The organism is Streptomyces sp. NPDC056224, from assembly GCF_042267665.1.
In the GTDB taxonomy this organism is placed as follows: Bacteria; Actinomycetota; Actinomycetes; order Streptomycetales; family Streptomycetaceae; genus Streptomyces.
In genome coordinates this window covers 14,993-32,209 of the sequence record NZ_JBHJTK010000014.1, presented here as the reverse complement: position 1 = coordinate 32,209, position 17,217 = coordinate 14,993, and the positions used below count along the sequence as shown (strand labels likewise).

Below are 17,217 nucleotides of genomic sequence, written 5' to 3'. Positions count from 1 at the left end.
TCCACCCATACTCTCCCAAATGTGATTCCGCCGAGAAGCAGGGGACTCGTACGGGCCGGGCTCGCCCTCGCCGCCGCGCTGCTGGCGTTCGGCGGCTGGGGCGTGGCCGGGGCGCCGCCCGTGCGGGCCGACGACCCCGTCACGCTTTCGCAGCAGGGCCAGATCACCGACCGGGTCGACGCGCTGGGCGACCGGAAGGCCGCGGTCACCGCGGCGCTCGACAAGCTGTACGCCGACCGGAAGATCCAGCTCTTCGTGACGTACGTGCGCGACTTCTCCGGGCGCTCCGCCCAGAGCTGGGCCGACGCCACCGCGGAGAAGAACGGCCTGGGCCAGGACGACGTCCTGCTGGCGGTGGCGACCGGGGCCCGCCAGTACGCGTACTCCGCCGCCGTCGACTCCGGCTTCACCGAGCAGCAGCTGTCCGCCGTCGCGCGGACCGCCATCGAACCGGCCCTGAGGCAGAACGACTGGGCGGGCGCCGCCATCGGCGCGGCCAACGGCTACGACGCGGTGCTCGGCGGGCAGCCCGTACCCGTCCCCTCCATCACCCCCGGCCCGGCCGACCCCGGCGGTGAGCCGGGCGGTGAGAGCGGGGCCGGGGACTACGTGCTGCCGGTGGTCGCGGTCGGCGCGGCCGGAGCACTCGGTGTGTACGCGTACCGCCGCCGCAAGCGCAAGGACGCCGCCATCGGCGCCGGCGGCCGCGGTACGACGACCGGCCCCGGCTGGCCCGAAGGAGCGCCGGACCGGATCCCGCTGCCGGAACTGGACGCGAGGGCCGGGGCGCTGCTGGTGGAGACCGACGACTCCGTCCGCACCAGCACGGAGGAACTCGGCTTCGCCTCCGCGCAGTTCGGCGAGGAGGCGGTCGTCCCGTTCACCGCGGCCGTGGAGTACGCCAAGGGCGAGCTGACGCACGCCTTCCGGCTGCGCCAGCAGCTCGACGACGCCTACCCGGAGGACGACGCGACCCGGCGCCGGATGCTGGACGAGATCGTCGCCCGGTGCACGGAGGCGGGCCGCCGGCTCGACGCCGAGGCGGCGGACTTCGACCGGCTGCGGGACCTGGAGAAGAACGCCCCGCAGGCGCTGGCCACCGTGGAGGAGCACTTCCGGGCCCTGACCGGGCGCACCACGACGGCCGTGGCGACCCTGACCGCGCTGACGCGGCGGTACGCGGACTCCGCGTCCGCTCCTGTCGCCGCCAACCCCGAACAGGCCGAGGACCGGCTGCGGTTCGCCACCACCAACCTCGGCGAGGCCCGCGCGGCCGTCGACGCGGGCGACAACGGCGGGGCGGCCGTGCACGTACGGGCCGCCGAGGGAGCCGTGGACCAGGCCGCGACCCTGGTCGACGCGGTGGAGCGGCGGGCCCGGGAGCTGGCGGAGGCGGCCGGGAAGCTGCCGGGCGCGCTGAACGAGACGGAGACCGACCTCGCCGACGCGCACGGGCTGCTCACCGGCACCGCGGAGGGCACCTCGACGGCGGACCTGCGCGGCCGCATCGGCCGGGCCGAGTCCGTACTGGCCGACGTACGGCAGGAGATGGCGGCCGGCCGGTACGACCCGATCGACGCCCTGCGCCGTGTCGAGGAGGCCGACGCGGCCCTGGACGACTCCCTCGCCGGGGCGCGGGAACGGGAATCGGGCCGGCAGCGGGCGGCGGCCCTGCTGGACCAGGCCATGCTCTCGGCGCGCAGTGCCATCGGGGCGGCCACGGACTACGTCACCACCAGCAGGGGCGCGGTCGGCAGCCAGGCCCGCACCCGGCTGGCGGAGGCCGGGCGGCACCTGGAACGGGCGGTGTCCCTGGCGGCCGCGGACCCGGCGGGCGCGCTGGCGGACGCGCAGCGGGCGGATGCGCTGGCACGGCAGGCGCAGCAGCTGGCGGAGCAGGACGTACGGGCGTACCAGGACCCGTACGGCGGCGGGCGCCCGGGCGGCGGCCAGGGTGGCGCCGTGCTCGGCGGGATCATCCTCGGCGAGATCCTGCGGGGCGGCTTCGGCGGAGGCGGCTTCGGTGGAGGCGGAGGCGGGGGCGGGGGCTTCGGGGGCGGCGGCCGCGGCCCCGGATCCTTCGGCGGCGGCGGCACCCGAGGCCGGATGGGCGGCGGCGGCCGCTTCTGAACGCACACACCATCCCTCACCAGGAGCACCGGGAGAGACCCCTCATGAGCAAGCAGACCATCCTCGGCCGCGTCACCCAGCTCGCCAAGGCCAACATCAACGCGCTGCTGGACCAGGCCGAGGACCCGCAGAAGATGCTGGACCAGCTGATCCGCGACTACTCGAACAACATCTCGGAGGCGGAGCAGGCCGTCGCGACGACGATCGGCAACCTCCGCATGATGGAGGCGGACCACACGGAGGACGTGGCGGCGGCGGCCGAGTGGGGCGGCAAGGCCCTCGCGGCGAGCAGGAAGGCGGACGAACTGCGGGCCGCGGGCGGGGCGGCGGACGCCGACAGGTTCGACAACCTGGCGAAGGTGGCGCTGGGCCGGCAGATGCAGTCGGAGAAGGAGGCGAGGACGGCGGAGCCGGCGATCGCGGCCCAGACGCAGGTCGTCGACAAGCTCAGGTCGGGCCTGGACTCGATGAGGACCAAGCTGACGGAACTCCAGGCGAAGCGCGACGAACTGGTGGCCCGGGCGAAGACCGCGCAGGCGCAGAACGCGATGCTGGACGCGGTGAAGAACATCGACGTGATGGATCCGACGAGCGACCTGAACCGCTTCGAGGAGAAGGTGCGCCGCGAGGAGGCCATGGCGATGGGCAAGCAGGAACTGGCCGCGTCCTCGCTCGACGCGCAGTTCGAGTCCCTGGAGGACCTCGGCAAGACCTCGGAGATCGAGGCCCGCCTCGCCGCCCTGAAGGCCACCGCCTAGCTGGTGCTGTGACCGGCACGGTTTGCCGGTCACAGCCACCGGCCAGGCCTGTCGTCGAAGTGGCGCCCGGCCCGCGGCGCCCGGGCCGCGGCCGGGCGGAACAGGCCCGGCGGCGAGCCGTGGTGGGCGTACGCCGCCCCCCGTCGCGGTACGGGGGGCCGCCCTGCGTTATCCGTACATGCTCAGCAGCTGCTCCGCCGACAGCTCGGAGACCGACTCTGCGGACGCGCCCGGGAGCGGGAGCTCGAACCAGACGGTCTTGCCGCGGTGGGTGCGGCGCGTGCCCCAGCCGGCCGACAGCAGGCCCACGAGCTGGAGGCCGCGGCCGCCCTCGTCGGTGTCGCGGGCCCGCCGGCGCCGCGGCTGCACGAGGTTCGCGTCCCACACCTCGCAGACCAGCGTCCGGTCGAGCAGCAGCCGCAGCCGGATCTCGCCCTCCCCGTACCGGAGGGCGTTGGTGACGAGCTCGCTGACCAGCAGCTCGGTGGTGTCCAGCAGGCCCTCCAGGCCCCAGGCCGGCAGCTTCGCCCGTGCCAGCTCCCGTGCGCGGCCCACCGACCGGGCCTCGCGGGGCAGCTGCCAGTCCCCCACCGCGTCGAGCGGCAGGCCCTGTACCCGCGCCATCAGCAGGGCGATGTCGTCCTCCCCGTGCCGGGTGTCCAGCGTGTTCAGGACGTGGTCGCAGACGTCCTCCAGCGGGCGGACCGGGTCCGCGAGGGCCTCGCGCAGGCCCCGCAGGCCCTCCTCCAGCGGGTGGTCGCGGGATTCGACCAGACCGTCGGTGTACAGCGCGAGCAGCGCCCCCTCGGGCAGATCCACCTCGACCTCCTCGAACGGCTCCCCGCCCACGCCCAGCGGCATTCCGGGCGGCACCTCCAGGAGCAGCGCCGGCCTCGGCTTGCCGGCCTCGTCGGGCGGCTCGACCAGCACGGGCGGCATGTGGCCCGCGTTGGCGATCGTGCAGCGGCGCGTCACCGGGTCGTAGACGGCGTACACGCAGGTGGCGAGGTAGACCTCGGAGCGGTCCGCGTCGCGCGAGTGCAGGGCGGCACGCGAGGCCTGCTGGGATCCGCCGGGGGCCCCGAGGCCCCGGGCGATCTCGTCCAGCGCGGTGAGCACCTCCGCCGGTTCGAGGTCGAGCAGCGCCAGCGTCCGTACGGCGGTGCGCAGTTCGCCCATCGCGACGGCGGCCCGCAGCCCCCGGCCCATCACGTCGCCCACGACCAGCGCCGTACGGTGGCCGGGCAGTTCGATGACGTCGAACCAGTCCCCGCCGACCTCGGTGGCCGCGTTCCCGGGCAGGTACCGGCAGGCGATGTCCAGGCCGGCCGCCTCCGGATCGCCGGGCGGCAGCAGGCTGCGCTGCAGTATGAGCGCCCGCTCGTGCTCGCGCCGGTAGAGCCGCGCGTTGTCGATGCACACGGCGGCGCGAGCGGCCAGCTCCACCGCGACCGCCCGGTCCCGTTCGCCGAAGGGCTCGCTGCCCTTCGTACGGGAGAACTGCGCGAGGCCGACCACCGTGTCGTGGGCGACCATCGGCACGACCAGCGTGGACTGGACGAGGCCGTCCGGTCCGCCCTCGATCAGCCGCGGCCGCGCCGTGCGCAGCGCCAGCGCGCCCGGCGAGGCCGCCGGATAGCGGTGGGTCTCGCCCACGGAGACCGGTGCGCCCGTGCCCGACAGCGGGGCGTCGGAGACGGCCGAGGCGAAGGCGACGCGCCGCAGCGGCGCGGACGGGGCCCGCCCGGCGCCCAGCCCGGGCGGCAGCGAGGGCACCCCGGGGCCCTGCGGTCGCGCGGGCCGGTCGTCGTCGCCGAGCAGCAGCCCCTGGTAGAGGTCCACGGCGGCCAGGTCGCAGAAGCCGGGGACGGTGACGTCGAGGAGTTCGCGGGCGGTGGTCTCCAGGTCGAGGGAGTTGCCGATGCGGTGGCCGGCCTCGTTGAGCAGGGCGAGGTTGCGCCGTACCCCGGCGGCCTCGCGGGCGGCGAGGTGGCGGCGGGTGACGTCGGTGCCGATGCCCGCGACGCCGATGGGGCGTCCGCTGCCGCCGTGCACGCGGTAGAGGTTGATGGACCAGTGGCGGTCCTCCCGGCTGCCTGGGGTGGCCCCGGTGATCCGCAGATCGGTCACCGAGTCCCCCGTCTCCAGTACCCGGCGCAGCGCCTCGGCCATCCGGTCGGCCTCGTGCACCGGGAGGTAGTCGTGCACGGTCCGGCCCCGGTGCTCTTCGGCGGCGCCGCCGAAGACGGTGGCGAAGCGGCGGTTGGCGCGCTGCACGGTGAGGTCCGGACCGAAGAGCAGGAAACCGAAGGGAGATTGGCCGAATATGGCCTGCGAGGCCGCCAGGTCGGATTCGATCCGCCGCAGCGCGCGTACGTCGACGACGACGCACAGCGCGGCTCGTTCGGCGGCTTCGGTCTGGGTGGGCATCACATAGATCTCGGCCACGCCGTGCTCGCCGTTCCCGCCCGGGATCCGGAAGGGGACCAGGCCCGTCCACTCCTTGCCGTCGAGGATCTCGGCGACGCGGCGGTGTCCGCCGGCGCGCAACTCGGGCGGCATGAAGGCATCGACCGGATCCCGGCCCACCGCTTGAACTGCGGTGAGCCCGAAGAGTTCTTCGGCGCGCAGGCTCCACTGATCGATGAGGCCGTCGGGCCCGATCGAGAAGGAGGCAACCTTTATGTAGTCATATATCGAGCCAGGCGGACTGCTGTGCCACAAGGAGTCGTGCCATGCCTCCCCGGGCACACTGGTCTGATGTGCCTGCGCAGGTATCTCGCTCACGCGACCGTCCCCTCCAGCTCACCGCAACCGGACCGGCCATCACCGCAGTATTCAGCACCACGGCCCCGGACGGCACGGCGTTCACGATCACAAAACGGTCCCGTTCGTTTCGAGCCACATCCGGTGATCGCCCCCGGACTTCGTCCGGGGGTACCCCCAGTCGCCCTACACCTTGTTACTCACCAGGAAGAGCCAATTCGAACCACACTGTCTTGCCCGACTTCCCGTGCCGCGTCCCCCAGCGCTTCGAGGCGACGGCGACGAGATGCAGCCCCCGGCCGCCCTCGTCGTCGGGTCTGGCTTCCCGCTCGCGGGGCGGATCCGGAAGCGGATCGGAAACCTCCACGAGCAGCGCGGCGACGCTCCCCGTGTTCGGGGCGGCCGAATTCCGCCGCTCCAGACGGACACCGATGGGGCCGGAGGCGTACCGCAGGGAGTTGGTGACGAGCTCGCTGACCAGCAGGACGGTCACATCGCCGACGGAGTCCAGGCCCCAGTCCCGGAGGGTGCCGCGCACGGCGTTGCGGGCGGTGCGGACGGCACCGGGCTCGGCGGGGAAGGCCCACTCGGCACATTCGCCGTCTGTGTCGATCACGCCGATCACTTCCCGGGCCAGCAGGGACCCCAGTCCGGTTCGTCGGGGACGAAAGGGGGGACGAGACAGGGATTAATACCGACATACCCCATATTTGGGGCGCCGTACCACCCGATCCCCACGCACGGCGCACTGTGGCGCAGACGGCCTACAGCGCGAGCGTCACGCGCCCCCCTGCGCCCCCGTCGCGCAGCCGGCGCCCCGCCTCGGCGACGGCGGGCCGGTCCTGGTCGAGCCAGTCCACGGACTCCAGTTCCTCGGGCCCCAGCCAGCGCAGCTCGTCGTGGTCCTCCAGCGGCGCGGGCTCGCCGGAGACCAGACGGGCGGTCCAGACGTGCAGGACGAGACCGGGTTTCAGCGGCCACTCCCCCGGGATCCGCTCCAGCGGCTCGGCCTCGACGCCGAGCTCCTCGCGCAGTTCGCGTACCAGCGCCTCGGGGACGGACTCGCCGGGCTCGGCCTTGCCGCCCGGCAGCTCCCAGCGTCCGGCCAGCTCCGGGGGCGCACTGCGGCGGGCGGCCAGCAGGCGCCCCTCATGACAAAGGGCTCCGCCCACGACCACTCGTACAGTCATGGGCGGAGCCTATGTCAACACTGACGCTCAATTCATCGTGGCGGTCTGACCGATCCGCTCGACCCAGTAGAGCTGCTTGTGTCCTCGGTCGTCGAGGCTGTCGACGACCTTCTGGGCCTCGGCCCGGGTGGGGTAACGGCCCACCCGGTAGCGGTTGCCGTTGTCGTCCTGACGTATGACGTGCCACGGGAGCAGGGCACCGCTGTCGTTCATCGCGTTTCACCCTCCGCCGGCGTACCCCTCCAGGAAACCGCATTGCGCATATGCCTGAGCTTACGCCCGGACTTTACGGAGCGGATACGGTTTTTCACGAAGAGATACCTGGCGGGCGTACGCATCCGGCCATGCGTCCGAGCGGGCCGTGCGCTCCGGCGCATACCCGGCGCACGGAGGGCGCCGGAAGGATCACCGCGCCGGACGCGCGGGGGCCGTGCGGCGGACGTCCCCGCAGGTCGCGCCGCGGGAGCGGGCGGAGAGCGGCACGGGGAGCGGGCGGAGAGCGGCACGGGGAGCGGACGGCCCTGACCGGACGGGGCCGGCCGGCGATGCCGGGGATTGCGCGGGCCGTCCCGCAGGCGGAGCAGAGGCGGGCGGCGGTGACGTCCTCGACGTCGGCCTCCGGCCCGTTCGCCGTGTCCGGCCGGGCCGGGCGGCACTTCCCGCTGGTCATCCAGGCGGTCAACGGGCAGAGGAGGAGGGCGAGTCCGGCCGCGACGACGGCGGGGCAGGCCTCGGCGTGCGTGCCGAACAGCCCGAAGACGGCGAGGATCGAGACGGGGGAGGCGCTCACCATCGCGCCGAAACCTGCCGGGTTGACCGCACAGGGTTCCGGCTGAAGCCGGGGAACTGCCGCTCACCTCGCGGCAGCGGGCCCGACGCGCTTCCCGCACAAGACGCCGCCCTCCCGGCGGCCGGGATGAGCGCGCGGCCGGTCCGATGACAGCGGCCCGTCCATGCGCGTGCGGGACGTTGCGGCCCCGCGCCTCCCCGCCGCCGGAGCGGTTCAGCCCGGATTCCAGCCCGGGTTCCCACCGGCCTGCCCCCACCGGCCTGCCCCCACCGGCGGGGCGCACAACCGTCGCTCGGCCTTCGTCACCGGGTGCAGGAAGAAGGCGTGCACCGGCGCCACGCCCCCGCCCCCCGCGTCACCAGGGTGTGAAAGACCCCCCGGACCCCGGCCTCGCTCTCCGGTGCGGACCGCCGTCGGGGGCCCGGCCCCTCCCGGCAGCGGCGCCCCACCCCGGTCACCGCACCGGCAAGTGGTACGCCAGCCGGTACCGGTCGGCCGGCACCACCACGTCGGCCGTTTCCACCGCGCGGCCGGAGGCGAAGTAGGTGCGCCCGATCACCAGCACCATGTGGCCCGGGACCCCGCCCAGGAGGAGGATCTCCTCCGCCAGCCCCGGACGGGCGCCCACCTCCTCCACGACGTTGTCCACGACGACGTCGATCGCGGCCATCCGGTCGACCACCCCGGACCCGCCCAGCGGACCTTCCTCCGGCAGCATCACGGGGGTCCGGCCGGTCACGGCCAGCGGCTCCCAGGAGGTCGACAGCATCATCGCCTCCCCCGCGTCGCGGAAGACGTACCGCGTCCGCATCACCCGCTCGCCCGGCTGGATGCCGAGCCGCTTGGCGATCTCCGCCGGGGCCGCCGCCTGCTCACTGCTGGACTCCCAGGTGCCGCGCGCGCCGGCCTCCGCCTGCTCCTGGCGGAACGGCGTCGAGGCACCGCCCGTGCGGTAGCCGGCGCGCGCGACCCGCCTCGGCACCGGCTGCTCCCGTACGTACGTACCCGACCCGGACCGACCCTCGACCAGGCCCTCCGCCATGAGGACCTTGCGCGCCTCCAGCGCCACGGTGTCGGAGACCCCGTACTCCTCGCGGATGCGGGCCTGCGAGGGGAGCCGGGCGTGCGGGGGGAGGGAACCGTCGACGATCTTCCGCCGCAGATCCCCGGCCACGCGCAGATAGGCCGGCTGCTCACCGAAAGTCACTGGCCACTCCCATCAGGTTGACAGACAGCTACACCCTGGCAACCGACGGTTGAGCATCGCAAGCAAGGGCCAGAGTTTCACCCGAAGTGATGAAACCAGGTCACCCAAACCCGTTACCGCGCGTTACCCCGATGACATCAGGCGGCCTGCGCCGAGGGGCCCCGGGCCGCCCCGCCGTCCGGGCTCCCCGAGGACTCCTCCAGCCACTCCGGAACGTCCGTCGACAGCCCGTACGCGCCGCGCAGCGCCTTCTCCGTGTCCACGGACATCGCGCCCAGGGCCCGGCCCCACTGCTTGTCGAAGTCCGCCGCCGTCCTCGCCTGCGCGGCCCGCTGCCAGGCCGCGCGGGCCGCCTCGATCTCCTTCAGCTGCGCCTGGACGGCCTTGTCCAGCCCCGCCCGCGCCTTGTCGGCCTCCAGCACCTTCGCCTCCTCGCCCAGCGCCGCGTACACCTCGCGCGCCCACGCCTGGTGCTCCGGGAGCGCGTCCTCGATCTCCTCCTCGGGCGGCCGGCCGACGAGGAACTCGACCGCGTTCGCCACCCGCAGGAAGGCCGACTGCTCGGGCTTCAGCATGCGCGCGTCCCGCCGCAGGCTGCCCCGCTGCTCCTCCTCGGTCGTGCCGATCACGCACAGCAGCCGCCGGTCCCCCTGCCGCCAGGACTGGCGCGAGGGCGCGAAGTAGAACATGTCCGCGTAGGCGGGCAGCGCCCATGTGTCCATCGCGTACTCGTCCTGCGCCTTCCAGCAGGCGTCCTCGGACGCGCGGTCCGCCTCGGCCGATCCGGGGAGGTCCCCCGGGTCCGCCGCCTTCGACGCGGTGACCTCTCCGTGGTGCGCCTGCGCGCAGTCGACCCTGTAGGTCAGGGGCCGATCGGCCATCAGGTCTCCGCCCGGGACGTTGAAGCAGTCGCCCTCCCGCAGGTCGTCGAGGTCCGTCAGGTCTCCGTCGACGTCGCCGAGTTCGCCCATCGCGTCGATCCTGTCGCGGACCGCCGCGCCGACCCGGTCGACGGTGACCGCCAGGACCCCGGTCATCACCACGGACACCACCAGACCCACGATCGCCAGTGCCCTGCCCCTCTGCCTCTTCTTCGCGATCTGCACGAGGGCCACGACGCCGAAGACGACGCCCAGCGGCGGCAGGCACAACAGCCCGACGAGGAGCGAGGCCAGCGCGAAGCCGTTGAGCTCCGGCTGCGACGGCGACCGTCCGTAGCCGGGGGGCGGCGCCCACACCGGCTGCGGGGCGGGCGGGGGCCAGGAGTGGCCAGGTCCGGGGGGCGGGCTCGGCGGCGTGCTCACGGGGCGAGGGGCTCCATCACAGGGGGCGTGCGAACGAATTCGCGAATAGTACGCAGCGGGGGCGACCGTCTCGTCGGTCGCCCCCGCCCGTTCGTCGCGGCTCGGCCGGTGTGCCCGGTTCAGGCGCTCAGAACTGGAGCGCCCAGGAGTCGATCTTGCCGGTGTCGATGTTCGCGTTGTCGTTCACGCGCAGCTTCCAGACGCCGTTCGCCACCTCGGAGGAGGCGTTGACCGTGTAGGTCTGGTTGATGTTGTCCGTGCTGCCGCCCGCCCGGTTGTGCAGGGTGTAGACGGTGCCGTCGGGGGCGATCAGGTCGACTTTCAGGTCACCGATGTAGGTGTGCTTGATGTCGACCGGAACGCTCAGGGCCGCCGGGGCGTTGCCGGAGACTCCGCTGACGGTGACCGGCGATTCGACGGTCGCGTTGTCGTTGATCGCGTAGTCCGCGGTGTTCTCGAAGCGCGGGCCGGGCGGGACGGTGCCGCCGGCGCCGACGTTGAGCAGGCGGTTCGGGGAACCGGTGCCGGGGCCGGTCACGACGCCCGGCGTGGCCGCGGCCACCAGGCCGTCCCGGACCTGGGCCGGGGTGCTCGACGGGTTCTGCGACAGGTACAGGGCCGCCGCGCCCACGACGTGCGGGGTGGCCATGGAGGTGCCGGAGATGGTGTTGGTGGCGGTGTCGCCGGTGCCCCACGAGGAGGTGATGGAGGAGCCCGGCGCGAAGATGTCCAGGATCGAGCCGTAGTTGGAGTAGCTGGCCTTCGCGTCGGTGCTGGTCGTGGCGCCGACCGTGATGGCCTCGGCGACGCGCGCCGGGGACTTGGTCGAGGCGTCGGTAGACTCGTTGCCCGCGGCGACGCCGTAGGTGATGCCGGAGGCTATGGAGTTGCGTACGGCGGTGTCGAGCGCGGAGTCCGCGCCGCCGCCGAGCGACATGTTGGCCACGGCCGGCTTGACGGCGTTGCGCGTCACCCAGTCGATGCCCGCGACGACCTGGGCGGTCGTGCCGGAGCCGTTGTTGTCGAGCACGCGGACGCCGACGATCCTGGCCTTCTTCGCCACGCCGTACGAACCGCCCGCGACGGTGCCGGCGACGTGCGTGCCGTGGCCGTGGCCGTCCTGCGCGGTGTTGTCGTTGTCGATGGCGTCGTAGCCGTCGGAGGCACGGCCTCCGAAGTCCTGGTGCGTCTTGCGGACGCCGGTGTCGATGATGTAGGCGGTGACGCCCTCGCCGGCCTTGTCCGGGTAGGTGTAGCTCTGGTTCAGCGGGAGCGCCCGCTGGTCGATGCGGTCCAGGCCCCAGGACGGCGGGTTGGGCTGGGTGGCGTCGACGGTGAAGACGCGGTTCTGGACGACCGACTTGACCGCGGGGTCGGCGGCCAGCTTTCTGGCCTGCGCCTCGGAGACCTCGACGGAGTAGCCGTTGAGGGCCGCGCTGTAGGTCCGGTCGATCTTCGCGCCGTACCGCTCGGCGACGGCCTTGCCGCTGTCGGCGGTGGAGCGGGCGGCGGAGTCGTTCAGGGTCACGATGTAGCTGCCGGAGACGGTTCCGGCGGCCCCGGCGTTCTCGATGACGCCCAGCGGGGCGCTGTCGGCCGCGGACGCGGGTAACGCGGCGGCCGCGCCGAGCGCGAGGGCCACGACGGCGGTCGCGCTGACGCCGGCGATCTTCCGGCGGGTGTGACGCATCACGGACATGTGAGGGGTCCTCCTCATAGGTGGTGCGCTGCGGGGGGTGAGGCGGTGCCGTACGCGCCGCACGGTCGCACGGACAGGGCGAGATCGCCATGCCCATGACAATCCAATCGGCCCAACGAGCTTTCGCCTCCAAAAGGTTGACGCACCGTCGTCGCCGCCCACAAGAGGACGGCCGAGCCGTAACATCCATGCCATACGCAAGCCATGATTGAGCAAAGGCGCCCCGCACATGACGCACGCACTCCCCGGTTACCTCTGTCCCGAGGACGGCACCCGCGCGGACGTCCGGACCGCCCCGTGGTGCTGCCCGGTCTGCGGCAGCCCCTGGGACCTCGACTTCACGCCGGATCCGGCCGGTGTACTGGAACCGTCCGCCGGGCCGAACTCACTGTGGCGGTACGCGGCGGCGCTGCCGCTGCCGGGGGCTTTCTCCGTGTCGCTGGCGGAGGGGCACACTCCCATGGTGTCGCTGGGAGAGCGGGTTCACGCCAAACTCGACTTCCTGATGCCGACGCTGTCGTTCAAGGACCGGGGCGCCGTGATGCTCGCCGAGCTGGCGCGGCGGCTGGCCCCGCGGCGGGTGGTGGCGGACAGCAGCGGCAACGCGGGGGCCGCGGTGGCGGCGTACTGCGCCCGGGCCGGGCTGAGTTGTGAAGTTTTCGTGCCGGAGGGCACGTCGGAGAAGAAGACGGACCGGATGCGGGCGCACGGGGCGGCCGTACGGGTGGTCCCGGGCGGCCGGGAGGCCACGGCGACGGCGGCCCGGGAGGCCGCGGACGAGGCGGGGGTCTTCTACGCGAGCCACGTCTACAACCCCTACTTCCTGCACGGTACGAAGACCTACGTGTACGAGGTCTGGGAAGAGCTCGGGGGACGGCTCCCGGAGGCCCTGGTCGTCCCGGTGGGCAACGGCACCCTGCTGCTGGGTGCCGCGCTGGCCGTGGAGGAACTGGCCCGGCGCGGGGTCAGGCCGCCGGCCCTGATCGCCGTGCAGGCGCAGGAGGTGGCCCCGCTGGCGCGGGCGTTCGCGTCGGGCGCGCAGGAAGCGGAGCCGGTGGAGCAGCGGCCCACCCTGGCCGAGGGCATCGCGATCCCGGCGCCGCCGCGGGCCCGTCAGATCCTGGCCGCGGTCCGCAAGTCCGGCGGCACGTTCCTGACGGTCCCGGAGGACCGCCTGCGCGCGGCCCAGCAGGACCTGGCCCGCCGCGGGCTCTTCGTGGAACCGACGGCGGCGGCCTGCTGGGCCGCGGTCGGCCCGCTGGCCCCGGAGGACCCCCTCCGGGGCCGCACGGCGGTCCTCCCCCTGTGCGGCGCGGGCCCCAAGTAGGGGCCCGCTGCGGCGGCCGGTGCGGGCCGCCCGCCACGGAGCCGCCGCCGGACCTCGATGTCGGAAACTCGCGCGCCCCGGCCGGGCCGGTCTGCTGAACTGGGCGCATGACCAACACCCTTGACCTCGCCGCCCGGGCCAGGGCGTTCGCGGGGCTGCACACGCCCGCCGCCCCCCTCGCCCTGGCCAACGCCTGGGACGTCGCGGGCGCCCTCGTCGTGGAGGCGGCCGGCGCGTCGGCCGTCGCCACCACCAGCGCCGGCGTCGCCTGGTCCCTCGGCTCCCCCGACGGCGACGCCCTGGCCCGCGACCGCGCCCTCGACCTCGTCGCCCGCGTGGCCGCAGCCGTCTCCGTCCCCGTCACCGCCGACATCGAGAGCGGCTTCGGCGCCGACCCCGCCGCCGTCGCGGAGACCGTCGCCGGGGTGCTGGCCGCCGGCGCGGCCGGCATCAACATCGAGGACGGCACCCGCGCCCCCGCCGAGCACGCCGAGCGCGTGGCCGCCGCCCGCTCCGCGGCCGAGGCCGCCGGTGTCCCGCTGTACATCAACGCCCGCGTCGACACGTACCTCAAGGGCCTCGGCGACCCCGCGGCCCGCCTCGACGAGACCTTCGCCCGCGCCGCCGCCTACCTCCGGGCGGGAGCCAGCGGCGTCTTCGTGCCCGGCGTCACCGACCCGGACACCGTCGCCGAGCTCGCCAAGGGCATCGACGCCCCGCTCAACGTCCTCGCCGGACCCGGCGCCCCGACGGTCGCGGAGTTCGGCGCCCTCGGCGTCGCCCGCGTCAGCCTCGGATCCTGGGTCGCCGAAGCCGCGTACGCCGTGGTCCGCCGCGCCGCCGAGGAGCTGATCTCCGGCGGCACGTACGGATCGCTCGCGGGCTCCCTTCCGTACGGCGAGCTGAACAGCCTGCTCAGGAGCTGATCGAAGACTGAGAGGATCCGGTCCATGCGCATATCGACTCCGGTGGAGCCCCAGCCGGCGGCCACCCGGCACCGCAAGACCACCGGAGCCGTGTGGACGGCCCTCCTCCTCGTCTACGTCGTCTGGGGCTCGACGTACCTCGGCATCCGGATCGTCGTCGAGACGATGCCGCCCTTCCTCTCCGCCGGGGCCCGCTTCATCACCGCCGGCCTGCTGCTGGCCGCCGCCGTCGCCTGGCGGTACGGACCGGCCGCGCTCAGGGCCACCCGCGCCCAGCTCGGCTCCGCGGTCCTGGTCGGTCTGCTGCTGGTCCTCGGCGGCAACGGCCTGGTGGTCCTCGCCGAGACCTCCGTGCCGTCCGGGCTGGCCGCCCTGCTGGTGGCGGCGGTGCCGATGTGGGTGGCGGTGCTGCGGGCGGGCACCGGGGACCGGCCGCCGCTGCGCACCCTGGGCGGTGTCCTGGTCGGCCTGGCCGGGCTCGTGGTGCTGACCAGCCCGGGGATGAGCGGGCAGGTGCGGCTGTCCGGGGTCCTGATGGTGGTGGGCGGGTCGTTGCTGTGGTCGCTGGGCTCGTTCTCGGCGTCGAAGCTGAGCCTGCCGGGCAATCCCTTCACGGGCAGCGCGTACCAGATGCTGGCGGGCGGGCTGGCGGGGGTGCTGGTCGGCCTGGCGCGCGGCGAGCACCGCGGTCTGGACCCGGCGGCCTTCTCCACCGCCTCCTGGCTGGCCCTCGGCTACCTGGTCGTCTGCGGTTCGCTCGTCGGCTTCACGGCGTACGTGTGGCTGCTCCAGGCCGCGCCGCTGTCACTGGTGTCCACGTACGCGTACGTCAATCCGGTCGTGGCCGTCGCGCTCGGCGCGCTGATCCTCGACGAGGCCCTGACCTGGCCGATCCTGCTCGGCGGCGGGATCGTCGTGGCGGCGGTGGTCGTGATCGTCAGTACGGAGCGCACGAAGTAGGCGGCGGGAGCGGGCGCTCCTCAGCCCCGCGCGGCCCGCTCGTACAGCGCCTTCGCGTGCTCGTCGAACAGTGCGGCCGTGGAGTCCACGTCCGTGTCCCCGCCGCTCAGCACCCCGATGAGGCGGCCCGGCCGGGCCGGGCCGCCCCGGTCGGCGATCCAGGGGCTGCCGCTGGTCCCCGTCCAGAACCCGGCGCAGCTGATGTACAGCATGTCGGGGTCGTCCTCGTCGTGGCGGGTCTGCGTCGTGCAGGAGACGGGCTTGTTCTGCGGGTTGTGCTCGGACTCCGGATAGCCGACGACGGTCACCTCGCGCAGGTAGCCGGAGGTCCACTCGGGCTTCGGGGCCTCGGCGCGGCCGCCCACGGCCTCCTGGACGCTGCGCCCGTCGTCGTCCGGGGCGATGGTGAGGAAGGCGAAGTCGGCGGTGTCCTCGCCCCACTTCGTCCAGCGCTCGTCCACATGGATCGAGCTGACCTTCCACACGCCCAGCGGGTGGCTGCCGGAGCCCTCGCCGGAGAAGGCCGGGGCGAAGGCGAGCTCGCCGATGGCATGGCCGTCGTGGGCGACCTCGCCCGGCCGGCCGTCCTCGCCGCCCGGGGCCACGCAGTGCGCGGCGGTGGCGACGACATTGCCCTTCGGGCTGTCGACGACACTCGCCGTGCACCAGTGCTCGCCGTTGGCCGTGAGCACGCCGACGGTGGGGAAGGGGAGCACCGGGCGGTCGCCGGGCACCTTGAGGTACGCGACGGCGAACACCATCGCGATCCCCGCGGCGGCGGCCGCCGACGCCCCCTTCACCACCTGGCTCACCGCACGCCGGGGTCGGGTGCCGGTGCCAGCATCTGCTTGCTGATCCACGCCAGTGCGCCCTCCCTCATGCCGCGTACGTACGACTTTCCGTTGTGCTCACCATCCTGGATCACCTGCAGCGTGGTGTGCACGGGGCCCTTGCCGTAGTCCTTCATGAACTGCTCCGCCTTCTCGCGGCCGCTCTCCGCGGTGCCGATCTGGAAGTTGATGTAGACGTCCGGACCGCCGTCCTTGATCAGCTTCTCGGCGAGCTTCTCCGGGTTGTTCTCGTCCATGGCCTGCGTGTTCCCCTTCCACAGCGGGGAGTCGGGGACGATGTCGACGCCGCTCGCGATGGCCGCCTTGAAGCGGTCGGGGTACTTCAGGAGGTGCTTGAAGGCGCCGAATCCGCCTGCGGAGGAGCCCATGAAGGCCCACCCGTCGCGGGAGGTGAAGGTGCGGAAATTGGCCTTCGTGAAATCAGTGACGTCTTCGACCATCCAGGTGCCCATCTTGGGCTCTCCGGGGATGTCCGAGGCGTCGAAGTGATGCTTGGTGTCGGCGTTGTGCACCGGCATGATCAGGATGAAGGGCAGGCTGGTACCGGCCTTCGCCCCGTCGCTCACGGCCTTCTGGAGGCCGAGTCCGGGGCCCGTCCCCCAGTAGTTCGTGGGGTAGCCGCGGCCGCCGGGCAGGGAGATCAGGACCGGGAAGGCGCTCTTGGCGTACCTCGGCTCGTCGTACTCCTTGGGCACCCACACCCATACGTCACCCGTGAAGCCGGACTTCGCCCCGGTGAGCGTGGTCCGGCCGATCTGGGTGCCGTCCGGCAGCCGGCTGGTGCGGACGAACTCGGCCTTCGGGCCGGTGGGCATGCGTACGCCCGGGCGGATGTCGGAGGCCTTGGCGGCCTTCTGCTTGACGTCGCCGTCGACCTTCCCGAAGGACACCGGATCCCCTATGTCCGAGAAGAGGCCGTATTTGTATGCGGCCGCGCCGCCCCCGGCGACGAGGGTGAACGCGAGCCCACCGCCGATCAGAATCAGGCGCAGGCGCTTGGGGCGACGGCCGCCCTTGGTCGTGGGGCTGCCGTCACCTTGCTGGTCATGCTGCACGGAATTGTCCCGTTCCTTCTCCGGCGCTCGCTGCGGAGCGCGGGTCGGACCGATCGGTCCCCCTTACACCCTTTACAGAGGTATGAACGACGGGATGGGTTGCCTGGGACGGGGGTCACGTGCTGAGCACCACGTGGTGCCCCTCACGTGGCGCCCACCATGTTCGTGCGCGCCGGCGGTACGGACCGGAACGGGCTCGCGCAGGGGCTCGGGCACGGACCGGAACGGGCTCGTACAGGGGCTCGGGTGCGGGC

The 17,217-nt window shown here is 73.3% G+C and carries 15 protein-coding genes; 6 read left to right on the top strand and 9 right to left on the bottom strand.

All coding sequences use genetic code 11. The features are described from left to right. The first annotated feature begins 21 nt into the window (after positions 1–21). Positions 22–2,130 carry a TPM domain-containing protein gene (locus ACFCZ1_RS18595; RefSeq protein WP_376679347.1) on the top strand — a complete coding sequence of 703 codons (2,109 nt, stop codon included), beginning with the start codon at positions 22–24 and terminating at the stop codon, positions 2,128–2,130. A gap of 44 nt (positions 2,131–2,174) precedes the next feature. Then, positions 2,175–2,888 (top strand): PspA/IM30 family protein, encoded by a 714-nt coding sequence (locus tag ACFCZ1_RS18590; RefSeq protein WP_376679346.1) that lies wholly within the window; start codon positions 2,175–2,177, stop codon positions 2,886–2,888. A 168-nt stretch (positions 2,889–3,056) separates the two neighbouring features. Here the strand turns inward: ACFCZ1_RS18590 and ACFCZ1_RS18585 are convergent, their stop codons facing one another. The 4 genes from ACFCZ1_RS18585 to ACFCZ1_RS18570 form a co-directional block, all read right to left on the bottom strand. After that, the gene (locus ACFCZ1_RS18585) at positions 3,057–5,666 is read right to left on the bottom strand and encodes a SpoIIE family protein phosphatase (RefSeq protein ID WP_376679446.1); all 2,610 of its coding nucleotides are present in this window, start codon (positions 5,664–5,666) and stop codon (positions 3,057–3,059) included. Between the two features lie 184 nt (positions 5,667–5,850). Further along, positions 5,851–6,279, bottom strand: coding sequence for an ATP-binding protein (locus ACFCZ1_RS18580; RefSeq protein ID WP_376679345.1), 429 nt, complete (start codon positions 6,277–6,279; stop codon positions 5,851–5,853). Positions 6,280–6,418: 139 nt separating this feature from the next. After that, complete coding sequence (locus ACFCZ1_RS18575; protein WP_376679344.1) at positions 6,419–6,844, bottom strand: (deoxy)nucleoside triphosphate pyrophosphohydrolase; 426 nt, start codon at positions 6,842–6,844, stop codon at positions 6,419–6,421. A 27-nt stretch (positions 6,845–6,871) separates the two neighbouring features. Further along, entirely contained in the window at positions 6,872–7,057 is a 186-nt protein-coding gene (locus ACFCZ1_RS18570) for an SPOR domain-containing protein (RefSeq protein WP_328927454.1), read from the bottom strand. Between the two features lie 383 nt (positions 7,058–7,440). On the opposite strand from ACFCZ1_RS18570, the gene ACFCZ1_RS18565 reads away from it, so the two are divergent. Continuing rightward, positions 7,441–7,680 carry a hypothetical protein gene (locus ACFCZ1_RS18565; RefSeq protein ID WP_376679343.1) on the top strand — a complete coding sequence of 80 codons (240 nt, stop codon included), beginning with the start codon at positions 7,441–7,443 and terminating at the stop codon, positions 7,678–7,680. A gap of 408 nt (positions 7,681–8,088) precedes the next feature. Here ACFCZ1_RS18565 and ACFCZ1_RS18560 read toward each other — a convergent pair whose 3' ends face one another. The 3 genes from ACFCZ1_RS18560 to ACFCZ1_RS18550 all read right to left on the bottom strand — a co-directional run bounded on the left by ACFCZ1_RS18560 (position 8,089) and on the right by ACFCZ1_RS18550 (position 11,844). Next, positions 8,089–8,841, bottom strand: coding sequence for a GntR family transcriptional regulator (locus tag ACFCZ1_RS18560; RefSeq protein ID WP_376679342.1), 753 nt, complete (start codon positions 8,839–8,841; stop codon positions 8,089–8,091). A 137-nt stretch (positions 8,842–8,978) separates the two neighbouring features. Then, positions 8,979–10,145 carry a DUF4190 domain-containing protein gene (locus tag ACFCZ1_RS18555; protein ID WP_376679341.1) on the bottom strand — a complete coding sequence of 389 codons (1,167 nt, stop codon included), beginning with the start codon at positions 10,143–10,145 and terminating at the stop codon, positions 8,979–8,981. A 127-nt stretch (positions 10,146–10,272) separates the two neighbouring features. Next, complete coding sequence (locus tag ACFCZ1_RS18550; protein ID WP_376679340.1) at positions 10,273–11,844, bottom strand: S8 family serine peptidase; 1,572 nt, start codon at positions 11,842–11,844, stop codon at positions 10,273–10,275. Between the two features lie 229 nt (positions 11,845–12,073). Here ACFCZ1_RS18550 and ACFCZ1_RS18545 point away from each other — a divergent pair, with 229 nt between their 5' ends. The 3 genes from ACFCZ1_RS18545 to ACFCZ1_RS18535 all read left to right on the top strand — a co-directional run bounded on the left by ACFCZ1_RS18545 (position 12,074) and on the right by ACFCZ1_RS18535 (position 15,057). Next, positions 12,074–13,171, top strand: coding sequence for a pyridoxal-phosphate dependent enzyme (locus ACFCZ1_RS18545; protein ID WP_376679339.1), 1,098 nt, complete (start codon positions 12,074–12,076; stop codon positions 13,169–13,171). A gap of 107 nt (positions 13,172–13,278) precedes the next feature. Beyond that, positions 13,279–14,097, top strand: a complete 819-nt coding sequence (locus tag ACFCZ1_RS18540; protein ID WP_376679338.1) for an isocitrate lyase/phosphoenolpyruvate mutase family protein — start codon at positions 13,279–13,281, stop codon at positions 14,095–14,097. 24 nt (positions 14,098–14,121) lie between these two features. Then, positions 14,122–15,057 carry an EamA family transporter gene (locus ACFCZ1_RS18535; RefSeq protein ID WP_376679337.1) on the top strand — a complete coding sequence of 312 codons (936 nt, stop codon included), beginning with the start codon at positions 14,122–14,124 and terminating at the stop codon, positions 15,055–15,057. Between the two features lie 20 nt (positions 15,058–15,077). On the opposite strand, the gene ACFCZ1_RS18530 is transcribed toward ACFCZ1_RS18535, so the two are convergent. Both ACFCZ1_RS18530 and ACFCZ1_RS18525 read right to left on the bottom strand, forming a co-directional pair. Beyond that, a complete protein-coding gene (locus tag ACFCZ1_RS18530; RefSeq protein ID WP_376679336.1) occupies positions 15,078–15,869 on the bottom strand; it encodes a trypsin-like serine peptidase in 792 nt (263 codons plus the stop codon). After that, a complete protein-coding gene (locus tag ACFCZ1_RS18525; protein ID WP_376679335.1) occupies positions 15,866–16,963 on the bottom strand; it encodes an alpha/beta hydrolase in 1,098 nt (365 codons plus the stop codon). The genes ACFCZ1_RS18530 and ACFCZ1_RS18525 overlap by 4 nt, the downstream gene beginning before the upstream one ends. Positions 16,964–17,217 lie beyond the last annotated feature (254 nt).

Excerpts from the sequence above, each read along its gene's own strand:
- ACFCZ1_RS18590 (WP_376679346.1), top strand. The coding sequence starts at position 2,175 with ATGAGCAAGCAGACCATCCTCGGCCGCGTCACCCAGCTCGCCAAGGCC.
- ACFCZ1_RS18575 (WP_376679344.1), bottom strand. The coding sequence starts at position 6,844 with ATGACTGTACGAGTGGTCGTGGGCGGAGCCCTTTGTCATGAGGGGCGC.
- ACFCZ1_RS18570 (WP_328927454.1), bottom strand. The coding sequence starts at position 7,057 with ATGAACGACAGCGGTGCCCTGCTCCCGTGGCACGTCATACGTCAGGAC.
- ACFCZ1_RS18550 (WP_376679340.1), bottom strand. The coding sequence starts at position 11,844 with ATGTCCGTGATGCGTCACACCCGCCGGAAGATCGCCGGCGTCAGCGCG.
- ACFCZ1_RS18545 (WP_376679339.1), top strand. The coding sequence starts at position 12,074 with ATGACGCACGCACTCCCCGGTTACCTCTGTCCCGAGGACGGCACCCGC.
- ACFCZ1_RS18540 (WP_376679338.1), top strand. The coding sequence starts at position 13,279 with ATGACCAACACCCTTGACCTCGCCGCCCGGGCCAGGGCGTTCGCGGGG.
- ACFCZ1_RS18535 (WP_376679337.1), top strand. The coding sequence starts at position 14,122 with ATGCGCATATCGACTCCGGTGGAGCCCCAGCCGGCGGCCACCCGGCAC.